This is a genomic window from Photorhabdus africana (genome assembly GCF_035181445.1).
Taxonomy (GTDB): Bacteria; Pseudomonadota; Gammaproteobacteria; order Enterobacterales; family Enterobacteriaceae; genus Photorhabdus; species Photorhabdus laumondii.
Map to the genome: position 1 here is coordinate 67,051 of NZ_JAXBVE010000004.1, position 23,118 is coordinate 90,168.

The following is a 23,118-nucleotide window of genomic DNA, read 5'->3' on the forward strand; positions in this document are numbered from 1 at the left end:
CGGTGGTTATACCCGTCATCTTTCAAGTTGCTTCTTTGTTGGCTGCACTCGCTCACCCCGGTCACATCGTTATCTATGCTCCCGGGGATTCACTCCCTTGCCGTCGCGATCCATCTTGAAATCCATAGGGTATATATCCAATTACTGAGCTGCAAACCTATCTGTTGCACTAATAAGCTGATGTAAAATACCCGGCTCATCAAATGAATGTCCTGCTCCTTCAATGATATGTAATTCCGCTTCCGGCCATGCCTGCGCCAGATCCCAAGCATTTTGCACCCGGCAAGCCATATCATATCGACCATGAATGATAACTGCCGGAATATCCCGTATAACGTCAATATTATTCAACAGTTGCTGCCCCTCATTCATAAAACCCTCATTGATAAAATAGTGATTCTCAATCCGGGCAAATGCCAAAGCAAACTCATCTTCCGTAAAACACTCTACACTATTTGAAGGAAGCAATGTTACCGTTTCTCCTTCCCACAAACTCCAGAGACGCGCGGCTTCTAATTGCACCCGAAGATCATTACTAGTCAGCCGCTTATTATACGCGCCGATCACATCCTTTCGTTCTTCCTCCGATAAAATAGATACCGTTCGTTGCCATTTGTCAGGGAAGAAATTAGAAGCACCATCCTGATAATACCAGTGCAACTCTTCTGGCCTCAGTAAGAAAATTCCCCGAAGAATTAATTCAGAAACGTGTTGAGGATGAGTCTGGGCGTAAACTAAAGATAAAGTTGACCCCCAAGAACCACCAAATACCAGCCATTTTTCGACTCCCATCAATTGACGTAAGCGCTCAATATCTTCAACTAAATGCCAAGTGGTATTATTTTCCAAGCTGGCATGAGGTTTTGAACGCCCACAACCACGCTGATCAAATAACATGACATGATATTTCTTCGGGTCGAATAACCGACGGTGATAAGAAGCAATACCACCCCCCGGCCCGCCATGAATAAATACAGCCGGCTTACCTACAGGATTACCACACAATTCCCAATAAATTTGATGACCGTCGCCTGTATCCAAATACCCCGAACGATAAGCTTCACAAGCCGGATATAATTTTTTCAATTCTGACATAACATTTCCTTTACTGGCTAACACCAAATCTGGTATCCGTCAAATGACGGGTAGACATAACTATCCGAAAATGTTATTTCAATTCACTATAGCTAATCGTATTTTGCTGACAATCAACGACAACACGGTAATCTTTGTCACGCTTAGAACCACGAACAGTCAGCGGAATTTTTAATATATCTTTATCACCAGTGATATTTTCCGCCTTTATCCACACCACGGGTTTAGAAGTTCCCAATTGCTTTCTATCTTCTGACCGATGGTTAATGCGATTTTGCAGAAAATCACGCTTTACTTGAGCGGCAATTTGCGATTTAGTTAAATTGTCGCAAGAAATAAATTTATCAACACGTTTGCTCTCCGACACAGCAGATACTGTGAATGAAGCAGTGAGCAAAAGTGCAGCACCTGATAGGCCAACTCTGTTAATGATATGACATGCTTTCATACTACCTCCCGTTAATATCTCAAAGTAAGAGATTAAATATGGAGCTAACCTAACATGTCAGGTAAAATAAATGTGTGATTATTGTTAAATAAATAATTTAATTATGTTCATTTTTCATCATCAAACACCACATTAACCTGCTCTTTTCCTCGATGCCGCTCACGAAGTTCTTGTGCAACCAACGCAATCGCTTCGCCACTACTCATTCCTTCAACCATCAATTGCTGAATTTTTTCTACTGCTCGTTGCTGTTCCTCATGGGATAAAGTTGGCATCTCTGAAAACATGATAATAACCTCTATAAAGTGATCTATGCCGAAGAGTATAGCGATTTTTAACTCAAGTAAGGAATGGATTTCTATGTTAATCTGTAAGGATTAAAAGCAAGACTCACTTTTGCATTACAACTGCTAAACCAACACGATAATGAGTATTTCACTACAAAAACGGCAATTACCCTATCAACCAGACGCTGCCATCAACTATTTCGCGCCGATTTCAAATCAGTCTTGGGCAATGCTGCTCCATTCTGGTGCTGCCAACCATCCCCATAACCGGTTCGATATTCTGGTTGCAGAACCACGGATAACACTGCTCAGTCATAATAAATCAACTGAAATAAATGAAGATGGCGATAGCTATATTACTGAGGAAGACCCCTTTTACCTGCTAAAAAGACAGCTAGAGAAATTAAATATTACAGCAAAGCGTGATCCTGATTTGCCATTTCAGGGCGGTGCGCTAGGTCTATGGGGATATGACCTTGGACGTTACATTGAAGAGTTACCATCACAAGCCAAAAATGAGCTGTCATTTCCAGATATGGCAATAGGTATTTATGACTGGGCGCTGATTGTTGATCATCATAAAAAAGAGGTGATTTTATTCAGCTACAGTGATGTTGATACACGCCTGAACTGGCTTACTTCTCACCAAATTTCGCCAAAAATGGCTTTTACGTTGACCAGTGAGTGGCAATCAAATATGAGTGCCAAACAATATAATGAAAAAATTAACTGCATTCATCACTATCTGTTAAGTGGTGATTGTTATCAAGTTAACCTGGCACAACGATTTTGCGCTGATTATCAAGGAGATGAATGGCAAGCATTCATAAAACTTAATGAGAACAACCGTGCACCTTTTTCCGCCTTTATTCGTTTACCGGAAAACAGCATTATCAGCGTCTCTCCTGAACGCTTTTTACTCCTGGAAAATAAACAAATTCAAACTCGCCCGATTAAGGGAACATTACCGCGCTTAAGTGATACAGAAAAGGACATACTGCAAGCCACAAAACTGGCAACCTCGAAAAAAGACCAGGCTGAAAATTTGATGATCGTCGATTTATTGCGTAATGATATTGGCCGAGTAGCCACACCGGGGTCAGTTAAAGTTCCTGAATTATTTGTAGTTGAACAATTCCCTGCCGTTCATCATCTGGTTAGCACAATCACCGCAACACTGCCAAATGAACAACATGCTACGGATTTATTACGTGTCTGTTTTCCCGGCGGTTCTATTACCGGAGCGCCTAAAATCAGAGCAATGGAAATAATAGAAGAGCTTGAACCTCACCGCCGACATGGATATTGTGGTTCAATCGGCTATATTAGTTTCTGTGGCACAATGGACAGCAATATCACCATTCGTACCCTCTTAACTGAGAAAGAAAAAATATATTGCTGGGCCGGTGGCGGAATCGTTGCCGACAGCATTGCTGAAAAAGAGTATCAGGAAACATTTGATAAGCTGAATCGTATCTTACCGCAACTAGGGAAAATAAAAGTAATATGATATCACTGTCTGATTTCGTTAACAGATTTCAGTTACAACTTCCACCACCACCTAAACGGCTTTCAGATAACAACCGCCATGCTGCGGTGTTACTACCCATCATCTGCAAACCGAAACCAACATTATTGTTGACCCGACGCTCAGCCACTTTACGATCACATGCCGGTCAAGTCGCCTTTCCAGGGGGCGTTGCTGATCCTAAAGATAAATCAATAATCGCGACAGCACTACGGGAAGCGGAAGAAGAAGTTAACATACCTCATCAGAAAGTTCAGGTTCTGGGACAACTTACCCCTTTAAATAGCAGCAGTGGCTATCTGGTAACGCCTATTGTCGGATTATTGCCCCCCGGATTATCCCTCCACAGCAACCCGGCGGAAGTTGCCAAAATATTCGAAGTTCCTCTATCTGAAGCACTTTCACTTTCGAGTTATCATTATCTTGATGTTAGTCGCCGTGGTCAGCAGCATCGTGTCTATTTTTACTGGTATCAGCAGCATCTCATTTGGGGATTAACAGCGACAATAATTCATCAATTAGCTCAACAAGTTCAGGTTTGATCCAAATCATTTAAGGATAACAAATTTGTATTTTTTTTACCCATCTTTATCGCTGTTGCTATCATAATTCAAAAAAACCTGTAAACTCCCTTATCAACACTACTAAATCACAGTAAAGTAGCGTACCTCAATATATATAACTATATCATTTCTATCTTTTTTAAGGAGTCTAGCGTGATTAGCGTTTTCGACATGTTTAAGGTCGGTATTGGCCCATCTAGCTCTCATACGGTTGGCCCGATGAAAGCCGGCAAACAGTTTGTCGACGATCTGGTAAACCAGGGATTAATGCCTTCTATCACGCGTGTAGCCGTCGATGTTTACGGCTCACTCTCATTAACCGGCAAGGGTCATCATACGGATATCGCCATTATCATGGGTCTGGCAGGTAATTTACCCGCCACCGTTGATATTGATTCGATCCCCGGTTTTATTCGTGATGTAGAGCAAACACAGCGTATTAAACTAGCCAATAGTTTACATGAAGTCGATTTCCCACATGATAGCGGCATGGTTTTCCGAAGTGATAATCTGTCATTACATGAAAACGGCATGCAAATTCACGCATTCGCGGGGGACAAAAAAGTTTATAGCAAAACCTACTACTCGATTGGTGGTGGTTTTATAGTTGATGAAGAACACTTTGGTAAACCCTCTCAGGATACCAAACCCGTTTCATATCCATTCAATTCAGCAAAAGAATTACTGATGAATTGCAATAAAACCGGGTTATCTATTTCCGGTTTAATGATGAAAAACGAACTGGATCTCCACAGCAAAGAAGAAATTAATGCCTATTTTGCCGATGTCTGGGATACCATGCAGGCTTGTATTGAACGTGGTTTGAACACCGAAGGGGTTTTACCTGGCCCACTGCGTGTACCACGCCGGGCAGCGGCATTACATCGTATGCTGACCTCATCAAATAATTTATCTAATGATCCAATGAATGTCGTGGATTTGGTGAATATGTTTGCCTTGGCAGTCAATGAAGAAAATGCTGCGGGTGGGCGTGTTGTTACTGCGCCAACCAATGGCGCTTGTGGCATTGTTCCTGCCGTACTCGCTTATTACAACCATTGCATTGAACCTGTAACACCAGAGCTCTATATCCGCTATTTCCTGGCTTCTGGCGCTATTGGCATTCTATATAAAATGAATGCATCGATATCTGGCGCTGAAGTGGGTTGCCAAGGGGAAGTAGGTGTTGCCTGCTCGATGGCAGCAGCCGGCCTTGCTGAACTGCTCGGTGGCAGCGCTGAACAGGTCTGTGTTGCAGCTGAAATCGGTATGGAACATAACCTTGGCCTTACCTGTGACCCGGTGGCAGGCCAAGTACAAGTACCTTGTATTGAACGAAATGCCATTGCTTCCGTAAAAGCAATCAATGCTGCACGCATGGCTTTGCGCCGTACTAGTGAACCGCGCGTTTCTCTCGATAAAGTTATTGAAACCATGTACGAAACAGGTAAAGACATGAACGCTAAATATCGTGAAACATCCCGCGGTGGTTTGGCAATTAAGGTTCAATGTGATTAATCAAATAAATAACCTGTTTTTTAATCAGTAAATGCTTCTGTCATGAAAATATCCCTACCATATGGTTGGGATATTTTTTGACCAAAACTTAATATGATCATCTTTTGATCTAAAAAGATGAATATTTTTTCAATTTTATACTAATTAGATGTTACCGAAAACAGAATAAATATCTAACAATAAGCAAATTATAGATAATTATAAATTAATTTTGCAATTTTTAGCTTATTAAATTGTTTTGTGGTTAACATTTTTATCTATTTCATTTTTTCTGACTGACAGCAATTTTCCTCTGGTATTTCTAATGTTAATCTAACAGCCGATTTTTCCAGTCAATAAGAGATAAAGTCTAAATCAAGTCAAATATTTAGGTATCATATTGATAAAAGGTCATTATTCATACAAATAAGATTTTTAGTGGAGGAATGATTCATCAAAATTATTGCAGTAACTTTGTAATAATCCTGCGTTTATACCCAATGGATTTCAAGATGGATCGCGACGGCAAGGGAGCGAATCCCTGGGAGCATAGCGAACTATGTGACCGGGGTGAGTGAGTGCAGCCAACAAAGAGACAACTTGAAAGATAACGGGTATATATTGTTAATAGAGGGGAAAACAAGTGAGTATAGCCATCATGATTGGCACACACGGAGCTGCGGCTGAGCAACTGCTTCATACCGCAGAGATGTTAATTGGAGAGCAAGAAAATGTCTCTTACATTGACTTCGTTCCTGGTGAAAATGCCGATACCTTATTTGAAAAATACAACAGTAAACTGGAAACGCTTAATACAGAGCAAGGTGTACTGTTTCTTGTCGATACATGGGGAGGAAGTCCATTCAATGCGGCTAGCCGTATCGCCGTAGATAAAGAGAATTATGAGATCATCACCGGCGTTAACGTTCCAATGTTGGTTGAAACCTTTATGTGTCGAGATGATGACCCATCTCTGGCAGAACTGGTTTCCGTTGCTCTGGAAACCGGGAAAGAAGGCATCCGGGCCCTGAAAACAGAAGAACCTCAAATAGCTGAACCCGCCAAGCCCGTGGCATCCGTTGCGGCACCTTCACTTGCACCATCAACCGGTGGTCATATGAAAATTGCACTGGCTCGAATTGATGACCGCCTCATTCATGGTCAGGTCGCTACTCGTTGGACAAAAGAAACCAATGTCAAACGGATCATTGTCGTCAGCGATGAAGTTGCTGCTGATACTGTCCGTACCACCTTGCTAAAACAAGTTGCTCCACCGGGGCTCAGTGCTCACGTTGTTGATGTTGCAAAATGTGTTCGCGTTTATAACAACCCGAAATATGCCAATGAACGTGTCATGTTACTGTTTACAAACCCAACAGATGTTTTGCGTTTAGTCGAGGATGGTGTCGATATCACTTCTGTCAACATCGGAGGAATGGCTTTCCGTCAAGGAAAAACGCAAGTTAACAACGCAATATCCGTTGATGAAACCGATATTGCAGCCTTCAAAAAACTAAATGAACGAGGCATTGAACTTGAAGCCCGTAAGGTTGCCAGTGATAGCCGCTTACAAATGATGGATCTACTCCAGAAGGTTAAAAACGAAAATCAGATCAGAGCAATTTAACTATTACTCAACGACAAAAATTACTCAATGACAAAAATTTCTTACCAAATTTAATTTGGTTACAGGAGACAAACAATGGAAATTACCGTTGTTCAAATTGCATTGATATTCATCGTAGCTTGTATAGCCGGAATGGATTCCATTCTTGATGAATTTCAATTCCACCGCCCACTCGTGGCCTGCACCTTAATCGGGATCATTCTTGGTGACATGACAACCGGTATCATTATCGGCGGTACGCTAGAGATGATCGCTCTTGGCTGGATGAATATCGGTGCTGCAATTGCCCCGGATGCAGCCTTAGCATCAATCATCTCGACGATTCTGGTCATCGCGGGTGGTCGTGATATCGGTGAAGGTATCGCTTTAGCCATTCCACTGGCAGCAGCAGGGCAAGTGCTGACGATCATTGTACGTACCATCACAGTCGCCTTTCAGCATGCTGCTGACAACGCGGCAGAACGTGGCAGCTTGCGTGCGATTAGCTTTATCCATCTGTCCGCATTACTGCTCCAGGCTATGCGTATCGCCATCCCTGCCCTGATCGTCGCACTATCGGTTGGCACCAACGAAGTCCAGCAGTTACTTGCTTCTATTCCAAAAGTGGTAACAGATGGCTTGAATATCGCTGGGGGTATGATCGTCGTTGTGGGTTACGCAATGGTTATCAACATGATGCGTGCCGGTTACCTAATGCCCTTCTTCTATCTCGGTTTCGTCACAGCAGCATTCACTGATTTTAACCTGGTTGCATTAGGCATTATTGGTATTGTTATGGCCGTGCTGTACATCCAGCTAAGCCCTAAATATAACAAATCTCAGGTAGCGGCTGCCCCTGGACACACCAATAACGACCTTGATAACGAATTAGATTAAAAGGATGAGCAACATGTTAGATACAACAAAAACGACTGCTCAGACAGCAGGCCAGAAAAAACTGACACCCAGTGATATCCGTGGTGTATTTCTCCGTTCTAATGTGTTTCAAGGTTCATGGAACTTTGAACGTATGCAGGCCCTAGGTTTCTGTTTCTCTATGGTGCCAGCTCTTCGTCGTTTGTATCCAGAAAATACCGATGAGCGTAAACAGGCACTCAAACGCCACCTTGAATTCTTTAACACTCACCCTTACGTCGTCGCACCTGTACTGGGTGTCACTCTGGCAATGGAGGAGCAGCGTGCTAATGGCGCAACGATTGATGATGGTGCGATTAACGGTATCAAAGTCGGTCTGATGGGGCCATTGGCCGGTGTTGGTGATCCTATTTTCTGGGGGACAGTCCGCCCAGTATTTGCTGCTTTGGGTGCTGGCTTGGCAATGAGTGGTAGCTGGCTTGGGCCTGTCTTATTCTTCTTCTTATTCAACCTGGTACGCCTGTTGGTTCTTTATTCAGGTATCTCTTATGGTTATAAGAAAGGGATCAATATCGTTCAAGATATGGGTGGTGGCTTCTTGCAAAAAATGACAGAAGGCGCGTCAATCCTTGGTCTATTTGTCATGGGGGCATTAGTTAATAAATGGACGAAAGTCAATATCCCGTTGGTTGTATCAGAAATTCCTAATCAACAGACAGGTGAAAAGACAATAACCACGGTTCAAAATATTCTCGATCAATTGATGCCAGGCTTGGTACCACTTTTACTGACATTTGCTTGTATGTGGTTATTACGACATAAAGTCAATGCTCTATGGATCATTATTGGCTTCTTTATTCTGGGGATTATTGGTGCCAGATTTGGTTTCCTTGGTCTCTAGTACAATGGTCTTTTAGTACAATATCATTCGGGGAGGGACTCCTCCCCATATTTTCTTTTTTATAACAATGCAGGGATAGGGATAAGGAATGAACCTTAATGATATAGCATTAACTGGTTTAATCGTACTCATGCTAGCTTTTGCTGTTTATGATGAATTCGTGGTGAATTTTCTAAAAGGGAAAACTCACTTACAAATAAAGCTAAAAAGAAAACATAAAATTGATGCACTCATCTTTATTATCCTGATACTTATTGTTGTTTATAATAATATTACTGCTTATGGTAGCCGTTTAACCACATATTTATTGCTGTTTACTATCCTGGTGACTATTTATATCGCCTATATACGTTCGCCTAAATTATTTTTTAAAAATAACGGTTTCTTCTATGCAAATACCTTTATTTCCTATAGCCGGATAAAAACCATGAATTTATCTGAAGATGGTATTCTGGTTATTGGTTTAGAAAACAAGAAATTATATATATCAGTAAGCCAAATTGATGATTTAGAAAGAATTTATAAATTTCTCATCGAAAACAGATAGATAAGAAAAAATAATAAATAAAAAAATAGACAATAAACAGTCAGCCTTACGCTGACTTTTATTTTCCCCATAAAACAGATAATGATAATTATTATCAATATCATGCCTTAACCCTAAAAATAATATTATTTTCCCTTTTTGAATTATTGTGCTATCTTTTAAATTGTCATGGGGAGTAGCCTGTTTCAGAGAAACGATTTAGTTAATTTTTCTGAAAAGCCCGTATCAACACGCTCGTTACAAAATAAACGTGGTGCGGGTAACCTTATTGCTATCTTAACAGGCATTATTGTTGCTAAAAATAGCAAATGAAATAGTCTAATGAGATAGCTATTAATTCGGTTGGCAAGACCATTGCATATAGCACCATCATTGGTTGGGGGTGGGTTATATGTATATGGAAACACCCAACCGAGGCTATATTAATGAATATGTACGCAACCCTCATCCTAGCTTTAGCACTTTCAATGGATGCCTTTGCTGCTTCAATTTGTAAAGGGGCCGCACTACATAGACCGCATTTTCGTGAAGCAATCCGTACCGGTTTAATATTTGGTTTGGCAGAAGCCTGTACCCCATTGATTGGCTGGTCTCTAGGGCTTTATGCCAGCCAATATATTATAGAGTGGGATCACTGGGTTGCTTTCACTCTGTTATTCATTCTGGGTTGTAGAATGATTACAGAGAGTTTCAAAACAAAGCAGGAAAAAAAGTGTGAGTCACCCTGCCGCCATAATTCAATTGTGTTGATAACAACAGCCATTGCCACCAGCCTGGATGCAATGGCAATTGGTATTGGGCTCGCGTTCCTTGAAGTCAATATCGTGCACACTGCGATGGCTATCGGAATGATGACAATGATTATGGCAACATTGGGTATGTTAATTGGCCGTTATATTGGCCCACGGTTAGGCAAACGCGCTGAACTTATTGGTGGGCTGATTCTAATTGCAATTGGCTTCAATATCTTGTTTGAACATCTAGAATTATTTATGTACTCTAAATAATATACCACCAGCCCAAAATATTTATACCCGTAAAGCCATAGGGTATATATTTTGGGCTGAAATCTTGATCAATTAAGGCGTTGATAGACCCGCAATATAAAATCAGTTTCACATTCAAACAGCGCTCTATCTGCCAACCCTTTTTTCACATCTTCTGTTGCTCGCCAGGCAAATGGGGTCATCTGTAATAAATGATACGCTTGCAGGCCATCTAATTTCATTGGATAAGATAACGATTCATCGGTTATCAATTCAAATCCTTCCAACGGTTCCGCCTTCAATGGATGAAGATGAATATTTTGATAAATCAACTCCTTGAGCTGATAAAGATGGCGAGGACCGGGAGTGACTGTCAAAACAATTCCCTGTGGCTTAACCACCCTTGCCAACTCTTCCGCTTTACAAGGCGCATAAATTCTTAACACCCCGGCAAGCGATTGATCGGCAAATGGCAAGCGATGGCTCGACGCAACACAAAAGCTAACAACCGGATAGCGCTTAGCGCCATAACGAACCGCAATCTTAGCAACATCTAACCCATAGATTTTAAAATTACGTCTCTTGCTTAACTGTGCTTCAACCGCAGCAGTGTAATAACCTTCACCACATCCTATATCCAACAAACTCTCCGCATTTTCTGGCAGATACTTTTCCAGTAATTCCGAAACCCGTTGTTGTAATGGTTGATAATGCCCTGAATCCAAAAATGCTCTTCTTGATTGCATCATCTCCGGGCTATCCCCCGGTTCCTTGGACCTTTTATGCTGAACAGGCATCAAATTAACATACCCTTCTTTAGCACAATCAAACTGATGATTATTCTCACAGCGCCATTGCTGTCGAATGAGCAATAAAGAGTGATGACATAAGGGGCATTGATAAGACATAAGATTCCAAAAATATCAGCGAAAACCAGCCGGTACTATAGCATATTCTGATACTTTTCGTCGTAAATCATGTTAATTAATAATTCTATATAAACAACTAATCATTATCTTGAATGAAATTATATTCCATTATTTTCAGTCCTATTTTCGAGACGACTCACAATATTTCTATGGCATAAATATATTTATCGGGTATGATTCTTCAATCAAAATAAAATATCATTGTTAATAAGTCATTTAACGAATAGAAACAACTAATAATGCAGGTAATATAATGAACATTTTCATACAATATTTTAATAAATTAAGATCAATTTCACCGAAATTCGATATTATGCCCAACACAAACTATTGTGAACTTATCTCACAGAAAAGTGACGTTGAAACTCTAGCAGATGATCTGGATAAAGTCCGTGCAGACTTTGCTGCGGTATTAAAACAATTCAATGATGAAATCATATTATCTACAGGGAAAGAGACGATATATGAGCAAAATAGTCATCGGAAAACACCCTAAAATAGCAAAACAATCTAATCAAGGTGGTATCAATCCATTACATTATCAATTGCCTGATTCAGAAATATTAACGCTTTATGAACAACATACCAAGGGAGCTGTTGACCGATTTCTAACCCTAATCGAACAACAACAGAAGCATAGACACGAGATGGAAAATCTTGGCTTAGGTCGTAGAGCCTGAACACAGCCCGGTTGCAAGCTTGCAAGTCCCGTTTGATAGCAGCCTCGGCTAACTCACGGCGCAGCGGTTCTGGCACTTCAGCCCAGTGCGGAATGCGAATGCGGCGCAGGTACTGCGCTTGGAAGCGTAGGAATCCACCCCGCATTTTCGTTGAATAGGTCGCCACAAACAGACGAGTGACAGCGGATAGCAGGACAGCCTGCAAGGCCCGTAAATCCCAGTCGTCTGACGTGACGTAGTAGAGGTTGTGGTGAGGATACAGTTCACCATCTTCATAGACGATATGCGCCTGTCCCTTGATATCTGGAATCAGGAGCTTTGGCCTCGCAGCCAACGACAGCGTGATGCGGTCAATTGTGCGATACCAGTTGGCCGGAGCTTTCTGCGCACAGTGACGCCCAGCGATCACCTCTCGTCGAGCCTCAAGGTAGCGCCGCAGACGGGGATACTCGTCAAGATCGACCAGTCCGCCCTGCTCAGCAAAGGGGTTGATAACACCCAGACCGCGCCACTCCACTTCACCGGTCATAATGTCTTTGGTTGTTACCAGCTGCACCTTCCGGTCTGGCTCAACATTGAGCGCGTCGAAATCCCCGATAAACGCTTTGTCCGCGCCAGTCGCAACACCGATCCCGACCTTACACCCAGCCTCTTCCAGCAGGGGAAAGTCCCCTTCCAGACGGCGAATAACCGCCATCTGGTCGAATGACTCCAGCAACCACGGCTCCGAACCGTTGGTCACTTGGGCAAGTTCACGCGCTGGGCCGACTTCCTTCGGCAGCGAGGGTGCTTTGAGCAAACCTGCCAATGCGGTCAGCGTCGCCCGGTCAATAGCCGGGCGGTAAGCGATGCGCGTTGGCCCCGGCACTTCACGGCTGATGATAGTGATTGCTGGGTAGGCAATCACATCGGAGTGGAAGGCAGGTGTATCCACCATGTCGACATAGACTTTCAGGTGGAACCGCTCGGCTACGAGGCTACGCAGTGGCCCGCCATAGCGGTTTTTCATCCAGCGATCAGCGCAGATGAAGCCTAGGCTGCCACCATCCGACAAAACCGACAGAGACCGCTCGATGAAGGGAATGTAGATATCTGCCCGGTCATACATCGTCAGGTAACGACTGCGATATTCGGCAAGCAGCGGTGCCGGGATCAACTCCTGACGGACATAGGGTGGGTTGCCAACCACAAAATCGAATTGCCCCTCCAGCGGTGCCAGCAGGAAATCGCCTTGCGACAGCCAGCAACTAGCCAACGTGACCGCAGCATTCGCAGCGATCCCTTGCCGTCTGAGCAGTGCGACAATGGCAGCTTTGGTGCTCTTAAAGGTCTCGTGGTGCAATTCCACCGCCCGGATTGCATCGGTTAGTTCGTCGAGCGCGTGAAAATGGCCCCTCGGGCTTCGAGCCCGCCCTCCGTCGCCAAAGCCTCGGTCGCTGCCGTGACGGGACATACAGGCACTGCAACAGCTCTAGGAGTAACCTTGCTGCGCACGCTGTCTGCGGCGTCTAGTTGTTGGGTCATCCCAAATCCTCATTGGCGCGGCGTGATGACGCCGACGTGCTTGTAAAGTGTGGTTCGGGACACGCCATAACGGCGGGCTACCTCGGCCAGCGCCGCGAACACATGGAAAACCAATCTGCCCGCTGCGCTGCTCAAGGTCAGCCACGATCTGCATCAGATCGGCGAGGCTACGCCCGAGTCGATCCAGCCACCACAACACTTTAGTGCCGGTCTATGCCGGACGCGGGATCATTCCCACTCAATAGTCGCAGGTGGTTTGCCGCTGACATCATAGACAACTCTTGATATCCCATTGACTTCATTGATGATCCGGTTAGAAACCCGGCCCAAGAAATCGTATGGTAAATGCGCCCAATGTGCGGTCATAAAATCAATCGTTTCTACTGCCCGTAACGAAACAACCCAGTCATATTTACGACCATCTCCCATCACGCCCACGGAGCGAACCGGCAAGAATACAGTAAACGCCTGGCTGACTTTATTGTACAAATCAGCTTTGTGCAGCTCTTCAATAAAAATAGCATCTGCACAACGCAGCAAATCGCAATACTCTTTCTTCACTTCACCCAACACACGAACGCCCAAACCTGGGCCTGGGAATGGATGGCGGTTCAACATGTCATAAGGCAATCCCAATTCCAAGCCAATCTTACGCACTTCATCTTTGAACAGCTCTTTCAGCGGTTCCACCAGACCCAATTTCATCTCTTCCGGCAAACCACCTACGTTATGATGAGATTTGATAACGTGTGCTTTGCCTGTCGCAGATGCCGCTGATTCGATAACATCTGGGTAAATAGTGCCTTGTGCCAGCCACTTAACCTGAGCCTGCTTACTTGCCTCTTCATCAAAGACTTCAATAAACACACGGCCAATTGTTTTGCGTTTCTCTTCCGGATCATTAATGCCAGCCAGTGCAGTCAGGAAGCGATCTTCTGCGGGAACATGAACAATATTCAGCCCAAATTTGCCGGCAAACATTTCCATCACCTGATCAGCTTCATTCAAACGCAGTAAGCCGTTATCAACAAATACACAGGTCAGGCGTTTACCAATTGCGCGATGCAGTAACAATGCGGTGACAGAGGAATCAACACCACCGGACAGCCCCAAAATAACGTGATCCTCACCAACCTGTTCACGCAGGCGTACAACGGTATCTTCGATAATAGAAGCAGGTGTCCACAGCGCTTCACATTGGCATATATCCAGTACAAAACGTTCCAATATACGCTGCCCCTGATGGGTATGGGTGACTTCCGGGTGGAATTGTACGCCGTAAAAACGTTTTTCTTCATTCGCTATGATGGCAAATGGACAGGTATCAGTGCTGGCGATAGTGATAAAGTCCTTAGGAATTGCCGTGACTTTATCACCGTGACTCATCCATACATCCAATAATGGTTTACCTTGCTCATTTAATGAATCTTGAACCCCACGGAATAATGCACTTTCCGCTTTAATCTCAACCTGCGCATAACCAAATTCACGCTCAGTAGAATCTTCTACCTTACCACCAAACTGTACTGACATCGTTTGCATGCCATAGCAAACGCCCAGAACCGGAACGCCAGCGTTAAAAACATATTCAGGTGCACGTGGGCTTTCTTGTGCTGTAGTACTTTCCGGACCACCGGAAAGAATAATACCGCTTGGGTTGAATTCGCGGATTTGCTTTTCAGTGACATCCCATGCCCAAAGTTCACAATAAACCCCGATTTCACGAATACGGCGAGCAATCAATTGAGTATATTGCGAACCAAAATCAAGGATAAGAATGCGGTGTTGATGGATATTAGTTGTCATGTGCAGTGAATTCCAAAAAAACAAGTAACAAATAAAGATAAGTGGCCCTTATATGGGCCACAATAAATATGGATTACAAACCTAACCGGTAGTTTGGAGACTCTTTGATAATGGTGACATCGTGAACGTGGCTTTCCTGAATACCGGCATTACTAATGCGAACAAATTCTGCTTTGGTTCTCAATTCATCAATAGTTGCACAACCGGTCAGCCCCATACAGGAACGCAAGCCTCCCATTTGCTGATGGACAATGTTTTTCAGAAAACCTTTATAGGCAACTCGGCCTTCAATGCCTTCCGGTACCAGCTTGTCTGCGGCATTATCAGTTTGGAAATATCGATCAGAAGAGCCTTTAGACATCGCCCCCAACGATCCCATGCCGCGATAAGATTTAAATGAACGCCCTTGGTACAGCTCAATTTCTCCCGGTGACTCTTCTGTCCCTGCCAGCATAGAACCCACCATAACGCACGACGCTCCCGCCGCGATGGCTTTGGCAATATCGCCAGAGAAACGAATACCACCATCAGCAATAACTGGAATGCCGGTGCCTTCCAACGCTTCAACGGCATCAGAGATAGCGGTAATTTGTGGCACCCCTACACCGGTAACAATACGGGTAGTACAGATAGAACCGGGACCAATACCGACTTTAACCGCATTGACGCCAGCCTCTACCAGCGCTTTTGCGCCTTCTCCAGTCGCCACGTTACCACCAATAATTTGTAGATTCGGGTATTTAGCGCGGGTTTCACGGATACGTTGCAGTACCCCTTCTGAATGACCATGCGAGGAATCAATAAGCAGAACATCAACACCGGCGGCAACCAATGCATCAATACGCGCTTCATTGCCGGCACCGGCACCAACCGCGGCACCAACACGTAAACGACCACGTTCATCCTTACAAGCATTCGGCTTACGTTCTGCTTTCTGAAAATCTTTAACCGTGATCATGCCAAGCAGATGAAAACTTTCATCAACTACCAGCGCTTTTTCGACACGTTTTTCGTGCATTTTCTGCAACACAACTTCACGGGCTTCACCTTCTTTCACTGTCACCAGACGCTCTTTAGGCGTCATTACCGCAGTAACAGGCTGATCCAAATCAGTAACGAAACGTACATCACGGCCAGTAATAATACCAACCAATTCATTTCCTTCGGTGACAACCGGATAACCCGCAAAACCATTACGTTCTGTCAATTCTTTAACTTCACGCAGCGTTGTTTCAGGTGCCACAGTGACTGGATCTGTCACAACACCACTCTCATGTTTTTTGACTCGGCTAACTTCTTCTGCCTGACGCTCAATGGACATATTTTTATGGATAAAACCCATTCCACCTTCCTGAGCCAACGCAATAGCCAAACCGGATTCGGTGACGGTATCCATAGCAGCAGACAGCATAGGAACTTTCAAGCGAATGGAGGAAGTCAGTTGAGTTGACAGGTCAGCAGTGTTAGGTAAAACGGTAGAGTGGGCAGGAACTAACAGAACATCATCAAAGGTTAAAGCTTCTTTTTTAATTCGTAACATAAGCAATATCTCACCAATCTGCTGAAAATTTAAGGAATAAAATATTGCCGCGGCATTATACAGAACGTAATCGGTTGCCTCCAGCATTTTATTAAAAAATTTCTTGCTTACTTCATGATGAACGTTAGTATCAGCATATTAAGTTATTGTTTTGAAATTTGATCTTTCTCACATGTCACTACCTTTTAACACTGGAATTTTTTCTGTCAGTCGTCTTAATCAGACGGTTCGACAACTGCTCGAAATGGAAATGGGCAGAATTTGGCTAAGCGCTGAAATATCCAATTTTTCTCACCCCTCCTCCGGGCACTGGTATTTCACGCTGAAAGATGAGCGTGCCCAAGTGCGGGCGGCAATGTTTCGCAGTAGCAATCAACGGGTAACATTCAAGCCACAAAATGGTCAGCAAGTTTTGGTTCGCGCGACAATCACGCTTTATGAACCAAGAGGGGACTATCAGCTTATTGTTGAAAGTATGCAACCCGCCGGTGATGGCCTGTTACAGCAACAGTTTGAATTATTGAAACAAAAACTCAGTACAGAAGGATTATTTGACCAAAGCCATAAAAAACCGTTGCCATCCCCGGCTCAACAACTTGGTGTCATTACTTCAACCAGTGGCGCAGCTCTGCATGATATTTTGAATATTTTAAAACGCCGTGATCCATCATTACCCATCATCATTTATCCAACAGCGGTTCAGGGCACAGAAGCACCGTTACAGATTATTCGGGCTATTGAATTAGCCAATGAACGGCAGGAGTGTAATGTATTGATTGTCGGGCGCGGTGGCGGCTCGCTGGAAGACTTATGGAGTTTCAACGATGAACGTGTCGCCAGAGCCATTTTTCACAGTGATATTCCGATAGTCAGTGCGGTTGGTCATGAAACAGATGTCACTATCGCTGACTTTGTAGCAGATTTACGCGCCCCGACGCCATCAGCGGCCGCTGAATTAGTTAGCCGTCATCAGCTCGAATTATTACGTCAAATTCAGTCGCAACAACAACGGTTGGAAATGGCAATGGATTATTTCTTTGCCAAAAAACAGCGTGTCTTTAGTCTGTTATCTCATCGTTTACAGCAACAACATCCTCATTTACATCTGGCTCGTCAGCAAAACTTACTGGTCAATTTACGCCAGCGACTCACTGACAGCTTGCAACGGCACTTAAAGCAAAACAGCCGGGCTTATGAGAAATTACAGCAACGGCTCTGGTACGCTGAACCTAGCCCGCAGATCCACCAGTATAGCCAACAGATTCAGCAACAAGATTTTCGGTTAAGACAAGCGATTGAAAGGCAAATCAGCCGTTCCAGAGAAAAATTTGCCGTTTCCTGTTCACGGATGGAAGCGGTTAGCCCATTGGCAACATTGGCTCGTGGTTACAGCATCAGTCAAACATCGGACGGAAAATTACTGAAACAAACCAAACAGGTACATGTTGGTGATGTCCTGAATACCCGTTTACAAGATGGCTGGATTGAAAGTGAGGTGTTGAAAATCAAAAAAGAACGGAAAAAACGATCTGCAAATCTGAAATAGTGGCCTTCCTTTGCCACTTATTTTTCCTATACACCCTATGGATTTCAAGATGCATCGCGACGGCAACTTGAAAGATAACGGGTATAATCAGAAACGAATTTCCGCGCCGACAATATAAGTCCGGCCCCGAGCAGTTTGCATAGCCGAAGTTTGCTCAGTCATTAATGGGGAAGAGTTTGCACGATTAAGTGCTTCAGAATAATTTTTGTTTGCCAAGTTCTGTACTGAAAATTTCAGCAGCACATTGTGATTTATCTGATAATCGCTATAAAGATCGACTATCGTTGGGATTTTAGGTTCTTTTTGCTGTACAACTCTCCCATCGTCATCAAAATTATATTGATCTGGGTCCAGTCTATGAGAATCACCGGTATATTTAACAATCGCACCAACACGGAGTTTCTCATCAAATAAACGAACACCGGTATCCAACGTCATAAATCTATCAGGTAGTTGTGACAACGGCTCTGCGCCAAAATGCGCTGTAGCGGCAGAGGTTGGCTGGCGCGTTTTTTGCCAACTATAAGCCAATTTGCTATAAAACATACCCGCATCATAATCAGCAGCAATTTCATATCCGCGTATTTTTACCGGGGTCAAGCTATTGTGATAGATATACATTTTGATGTTAGGATCGACTTCATTGTAATCTGTCGAACTATCGGCTTCACATTTTTTCCTATTGCCACATATAAGCCAGATATCACTGAGAATATAATTTTTTACTTTAGTATGATACCAAGCCGCTTTCAGACGGAAAGTATCTCCCTTTACAATTAAGTCTGGGCGGAAACTGTTAAAACCAATTTGATAAGTGTCTGATGACTCTCCTTTCAGAAATGGATTCATAGACCCACCACCTTCATTACTATAGAAAGTCTCCTGAATATTTGGTGCTCTCATTGAACGGGCATAACTGACGAATGGTTGGAACTCAGGAATAATTTCTGCTGATAATAAAATACCTGGATTAAACCCATGTTCTTTCAAATCCAATTCGATTGCTCCTTGGGGAAAACAAGGAATTCGCAGATCACAAGCCGGTTTATAGCCTTTAACACTGTAGTCCATATAATTAAACGTAATATCTGCCTGATAAATTCCACGACTTATTTTCAATCCACCATAAATACTGGCAATATCTTGTTTACCACTTGGTGCGAAAACATTATTTTCTTTTACTTCACTATCTTTCTTATTATATTCTTTTTTTTCTTTTTCATCTTTACCTTGACCAGAATAAACACTACTTGTTGTCCTGCTATATTCGGTTTCCATCAGCTTACTGCCAAATGTTAACTCAAAATTTGTATCACCATAGTCGAAACGACTAATATTACTGATATCTATTGCATCTGACTTATTTTTTGCATTACTATTGAGCAACTTAAAAAGTGAATCACCTTCATAGCGTTGAGTACTCTCACTGGTACTGACCAATAATTTTATATCAACCCACTCACTAAATGGGGTGTAATTGTATTTTAAATAAATATCCCGACTATCAATATGACGGCGGGTAAATTTATTATGATAGTTACGGCCACTTAGCTCCATATCATGAAATTCATTTGGTTCAATTTTTATTTTCATTAATTGAGAATTGGGTTTTTGCTTAAACGATTTATCTGTAACAAACTCATCGCTTAATACTCCGTCGCCATTCTTATAATGTGCATCAATTGAATGTCCGCTGACAGCCAACATAGCGCCTATTGAACCTTCAGAACTAAAAGCGGGTGTTTTACCCGCAATGGCTAGCATGCCATTATAGCCAATACCATTATTTCCATAAGCTGTTTTTGTGCGTACTCCCAATGAATTCCCTGCAAATATCACATCATCTACACCAATTGTGCGAAAATTAGCGCTACCCACTAATGCATTAACACTACTTGAGCCATCAGATTGACCACGGTTAACATCAACTCCTACAATAAAATTAGGATCAATGATTGTACCGAATTGGTTATACGTAGTACCATGAGCTGGACTCGTCGGAGATGTCCCATAAAAACTTTGGCTAACACCATCAACCATCATATTCACTCGACCAAATCCACTTAATCCACGAATATTCACACTCACGGTTCCCTGCCCCGGATCTATTTGCGTATAAGTTCCTGGCATACTACGTAATATACTATCCGTTGATTGAAGTTTAGTATCTTCACCTTTAGAACTGTAAGAACCGGGCCTTTCCATTGCCCTCACTTCCGCATCATCCTGTGAACCAGAAACCTTAAGGCTACCTAATTTCATCACCTTATCTGATTTTCTCTCTTGCTTTTCCTCGCCATAAGCAAACCCTTGAAGCCCAATTAAAACCACACCAGCTCCTGCTATCTTTGTCATTATTTTCATTTCAATCATCCCAAATGCATACAAATCAATATTTGCTCACATACCCGTCTTTAGAAAATAAAAATGTTTAGCACTGATAATGATTTATCAGTGCTTCAAATAACAAATTTATATTATTTATACCCGTCATCTTTCAAGTTGCCTCTTTGTTGGCTGCACTCGCTCACCCCGGTCACATAGTTATCTATGCTCCCGGGGATTCTCTCCCTTGCCGCCGCGATCCATCTTGAAATCCATAGGGTATATAATTTATTTCAGTTATCTTTTAATTGCGGAAAATACTTTTTAGCATCATCCAGCATCAAAATAAAACTGTAATCCAGTGCAGCATCTTTTAATCGATTAAATCGGCCCGATTTACCACCATGCCCGGCACTCATATTGGTTTCTAATAACAAAATAGAGTTATCTTTCTTCATATCCCGTAATTTTGCCACCCATTTAGTAGGTTCCCAATATTGCACTTGGGAATCATAAAATCCACTCGTAACCAATAAGTTTGGATAACGTTGATGTTTTATATTGTCATACGGACTATATGATTTAATCCGGAAATAATCCTCTTTATTTTCAGGATTACCCCACTCTTCATATTCTCCTACGGTCAGCGGAATAGAAGGATCAAGCATGGTTGTCACGGCATCAACAAATGGAACCTGAGCAACCACACCGCGATATAATTCCGGGGCCTGATTAATCACAGCGCCCATCAACAAACCACCCGCGCTGCCGCCCATTGCATAAACTCGTTTGCTGTCACCATATTTCTGAGCAATCAGTGCTTTAGTCACATCAATAAAGTCATTAAAACTATTCATTTTATTTTCGACTTTACCTTGTAGATACCATTTCTTACCCAATTCACCGCCACCACGCACATGCACCAAGGCGTAAACAAAGCCCCGATCTAATAAACTCAATCGTGGTGAACTAAATGAAGGGTCCATGCTGATACCATAAGCCCCATATCCATAAATCAGTATTGGGTTATGGCCTTTTTTAAACAGTGATTTACGATATACCAGAGATACCGGAACTTCAACGCCATCACGGGCCTTCACCCAAATACGTTGGCTCTCATAATGATGTTTATCAAAACCTTTTACTTCCTGCTGCTTAAGTAATTCCCGCTCACCTGTTTTCATATTCCATTGGAATGTTGAGCTTGGTGTCGTCATGGATGAATAACCATAACGTACAAAATCAGTATTGGGTTCAGGGTTGTAATCAATCCATGCCATATAACTTGGATCATCAAACTTAATCTGCTTTTCTTCCTGTGTCTGCCAATTAATCTGACGAATTGTCGATAATCCTTTTGTTCGCTCCTGTACGACCAACCAGTCATTAAACAGATCGAAATCTTCAAGATCACTATCTTGCCGCGGAGCAATGACTATTTTCCACGGTATATTGATAGCATCCGTCTGATAAAGACCATAAGTTTCATTTTCATGATTTGAACGGATGTAGAAATGATCGCGGAAATGGTCAATATAATACTCTCTGCCTTCCTGACGAGGAGAAAATAGTTGAAGTTCAGCTTGTGGTTTATTTGCATCAATCAGCAAATATTCGGAAGTCGAATTACTGGTTATCGACAACATAATATAATCGCGGGAAGTGCTCTTAGACATGCTTAAATAAAAACGCTCATCTTCTTCCTGATATATTTTCTGATCTTCGCTGGTATTGGTACCATATTGGTGACGAAATACCTGATATGGCAATAACGTTTGTGAATGCCTGCGCACATAAAACAACGTATTGTTGTCGTTAGCCCAAACCATGTTGCCAGAAGTATTTTTTATTACATCGTTATTCCACTGTTTATCCGCAATATCTTTAAAAGAGATCTGATAATTACGGCGTCCCTGCGTATCTTCAGCAATCGCAATACGTTTATTATCCAGAGAGATGGCAAAATTACTCAGTTGGTAATATTCGTGCCCTTTAGCCCTTTCATTACCATCGACCAGTATCTGCCAATCTGATGAGCCATCAACCGGTTTACGCTGATAAATCGGGAAATCTTTGCCCGTTTCATAGGTTGTCCGATAAATATACCCATTATAAGTATAGGGTACCGATTGATCATCCTGCTTCATCCTGCCAACCATTTCTTCGTATAACGTATCCCGTAGCTGTTCACCGGGTTTTAGCATCTGTTCAGTATATTTATTTTCGGCTGTCAGATAATCAATGACTTTTTGATCTTTACGATTATCATCCCGCATCCAGTAATAATCATCTATACGAGTATCACCGTGGGTAGTTATATGGTGTGGTTGTTTCATTGCCTTTGGTGGCATAATTTCTTCCTCTGCGGCGACAGGATTCAACCAGCCGCTTAATAAAAACATCAATAACAGCCCTTTAGTTTTCAGGGCAAACC

Annotated in this window: 20 protein-coding genes and 1 pseudogene; 11 read left to right on the forward strand and 10 right to left on the reverse strand. The window is 42.8% G+C overall.

All coding sequences use genetic code 11. From position 1 onward, the window contains the following. Positions 1–141 precede the first annotated feature (141 nt). The 3 genes from pip to SLS51_RS03435 form a co-directional block, all read right to left on the reverse strand. The gene (gene pip / locus SLS51_RS03425) at positions 142–1,095 is read right to left on the reverse strand and encodes a prolyl aminopeptidase (protein WP_323835554.1); all 954 of its coding nucleotides are present in this window, start codon (positions 1,093–1,095) and stop codon (positions 142–144) included. 73 nt (positions 1,096–1,168) lie between these two features. After that, positions 1,169–1,543 (reverse strand): protein YebF, encoded by a 375-nt coding sequence (yebF, locus tag SLS51_RS03430; RefSeq protein WP_323835556.1) that lies wholly within the window; start codon positions 1,541–1,543, stop codon positions 1,169–1,171. Between the two features lie 107 nt (positions 1,544–1,650). After that, on the reverse strand, positions 1,651–1,830 hold the full coding sequence (locus tag SLS51_RS03435; protein ID WP_323835558.1) for a YoaH family protein: 180 nt from the start codon (positions 1,828–1,830) through the stop codon (positions 1,651–1,653). A gap of 139 nt (positions 1,831–1,969) precedes the next feature. Here SLS51_RS03435 and pabB point away from each other — a divergent pair, with 139 nt between their 5' ends. The 8 genes from pabB (at position 1,970) to mntP (ending at position 10,355) form a co-directional block, all read left to right on the forward strand. Then, a complete protein-coding gene (gene pabB / locus SLS51_RS03440; protein WP_323835560.1) occupies positions 1,970–3,340 on the forward strand; it encodes an aminodeoxychorismate synthase component 1 in 1,371 nt (456 codons plus the stop codon). Then, a complete protein-coding gene (locus tag SLS51_RS03445; protein WP_323835561.1) occupies positions 3,337–3,900 on the forward strand; it encodes a CoA pyrophosphatase in 564 nt (187 codons plus the stop codon). The genes pabB and SLS51_RS03445 overlap by 4 nt, the downstream gene beginning before the upstream one ends. A 174-nt stretch (positions 3,901–4,074) precedes the next feature. Further along, positions 4,075–5,439: an L-serine ammonia-lyase gene (locus SLS51_RS03450; RefSeq protein ID WP_323835563.1), complete on the forward strand. Its 1,365-nt coding sequence runs from the start codon at positions 4,075–4,077 to the stop codon at positions 5,437–5,439. Between the two features lie 622 nt (positions 5,440–6,061). After that, complete coding sequence (gene manX, locus SLS51_RS03455; RefSeq protein WP_323835565.1) at positions 6,062–7,045, forward strand: PTS mannose transporter subunit IIAB; 984 nt, start codon at positions 6,062–6,064, stop codon at positions 7,043–7,045. Between the two features lie 75 nt (positions 7,046–7,120). After that, the gene (locus tag SLS51_RS03460; protein WP_011146920.1) at positions 7,121–7,921 is read left to right on the forward strand and encodes a PTS mannose/fructose/sorbose transporter subunit IIC; all 801 of its coding nucleotides are present in this window, start codon (positions 7,121–7,123) and stop codon (positions 7,919–7,921) included. Positions 7,922–7,934: 13 nt separating this feature from the next. Continuing rightward, entirely contained in the window at positions 7,935–8,801 is an 867-nt protein-coding gene (locus SLS51_RS03465; protein ID WP_011146921.1) for a PTS mannose transporter subunit IID, read from the forward strand. An 88-nt stretch (positions 8,802–8,889) separates the two neighbouring features. Further along, a complete protein-coding gene (locus SLS51_RS03470; RefSeq protein WP_323835569.1) occupies positions 8,890–9,348 on the forward strand; it encodes a DUF986 family protein in 459 nt (152 codons plus the stop codon). Positions 9,349–9,773: 425 nt separating this feature from the next. Further along, entirely contained in the window at positions 9,774–10,355 is a 582-nt protein-coding gene (gene mntP / locus SLS51_RS03475; RefSeq protein ID WP_146747582.1) for a manganese efflux pump MntP, read from the forward strand. A 68-nt stretch (positions 10,356–10,423) separates the two neighbouring features. Here the strand turns inward: mntP and rlmA are convergent, their stop codons facing one another. Beyond that, positions 10,424–11,242: a 23S rRNA (guanine(745)-N(1))-methyltransferase gene (gene rlmA, locus SLS51_RS03480; RefSeq protein ID WP_323835571.1), complete on the reverse strand. Its 819-nt coding sequence runs from the start codon at positions 11,240–11,242 to the stop codon at positions 10,424–10,426. Positions 11,243–11,516: 274 nt separating this feature from the next. Here rlmA and SLS51_RS03485 point away from each other — a divergent pair, with 274 nt between their 5' ends. Continuing rightward, positions 11,517–11,759 (forward strand): hypothetical protein, encoded by a 243-nt coding sequence (locus SLS51_RS03485; RefSeq protein ID WP_323835573.1) that lies wholly within the window; start codon positions 11,517–11,519, stop codon positions 11,757–11,759. Continuing rightward, positions 11,692–11,868, forward strand: a pseudogene (locus tag SLS51_RS24105) (hypothetical protein); the annotation flags it as partial. The gene SLS51_RS03485 and the pseudogene SLS51_RS24105, both read left to right, overlap by 68 nt. Here the strand turns inward: SLS51_RS24105 and SLS51_RS03490 are convergent. The 4 genes from SLS51_RS03490 to guaB all read right to left on the reverse strand — a co-directional run bounded on the left by SLS51_RS03490 (position 11,789) and on the right by guaB (position 16,813). Next, the gene (locus SLS51_RS03490) at positions 11,789–13,396 is read right to left on the reverse strand and encodes an Eco57I restriction-modification methylase domain-containing protein (protein WP_323835575.1); all 1,608 of its coding nucleotides are present in this window, start codon (positions 13,394–13,396) and stop codon (positions 11,789–11,791) included. The pseudogene SLS51_RS24105 and the gene SLS51_RS03490 overlap by 80 nt on opposite strands. Positions 13,397–13,414: 18 nt before the next feature. Next, on the reverse strand, positions 13,415–13,621 hold the full coding sequence (locus tag SLS51_RS03495; RefSeq protein ID WP_323835577.1) for a hypothetical protein: 207 nt from the start codon (positions 13,619–13,621) through the stop codon (positions 13,415–13,417). 74 nt (positions 13,622–13,695) lie between these two features. After that, positions 13,696–15,273, reverse strand: a complete 1,578-nt coding sequence (gene guaA / locus SLS51_RS03500) for a glutamine-hydrolyzing GMP synthase (protein ID WP_323835579.1) — start codon at positions 15,271–15,273, stop codon at positions 13,696–13,698. A gap of 73 nt (positions 15,274–15,346) precedes the next feature. Next, positions 15,347–16,813, reverse strand: a complete 1,467-nt coding sequence (gene guaB, locus SLS51_RS03505; RefSeq protein WP_323835581.1) for an IMP dehydrogenase — start codon at positions 16,811–16,813, stop codon at positions 15,347–15,349. Positions 16,814–16,985: 172 nt separating this feature from the next. On the opposite strand from guaB, the gene xseA reads away from it, so the two are divergent. Continuing rightward, positions 16,986–18,359, forward strand: a complete 1,374-nt coding sequence (xseA, locus tag SLS51_RS03510) for an exodeoxyribonuclease VII large subunit (RefSeq protein ID WP_323835583.1) — start codon at positions 16,986–16,988, stop codon at positions 18,357–18,359. 87 nt (positions 18,360–18,446) lie between these two features. On the opposite strand, the gene SLS51_RS03515 is transcribed toward xseA, so the two are convergent. Together SLS51_RS03515 and SLS51_RS03520 are read right to left on the reverse strand one after the other, a co-directional pair. Further along, complete coding sequence (locus SLS51_RS03515; RefSeq protein WP_323835585.1) at positions 18,447–20,723, reverse strand: TonB-dependent receptor domain-containing protein; 2,277 nt, start codon at positions 20,721–20,723, stop codon at positions 18,447–18,449. 254 nt (positions 20,724–20,977) lie between these two features. Continuing rightward, a complete protein-coding gene (locus SLS51_RS03520) occupies positions 20,978–23,035 on the reverse strand; it encodes a S9 family peptidase (protein WP_323835754.1) in 2,058 nt (685 codons plus the stop codon). Between the last annotated feature and the right edge of the window lie 83 nt (positions 23,036–23,118).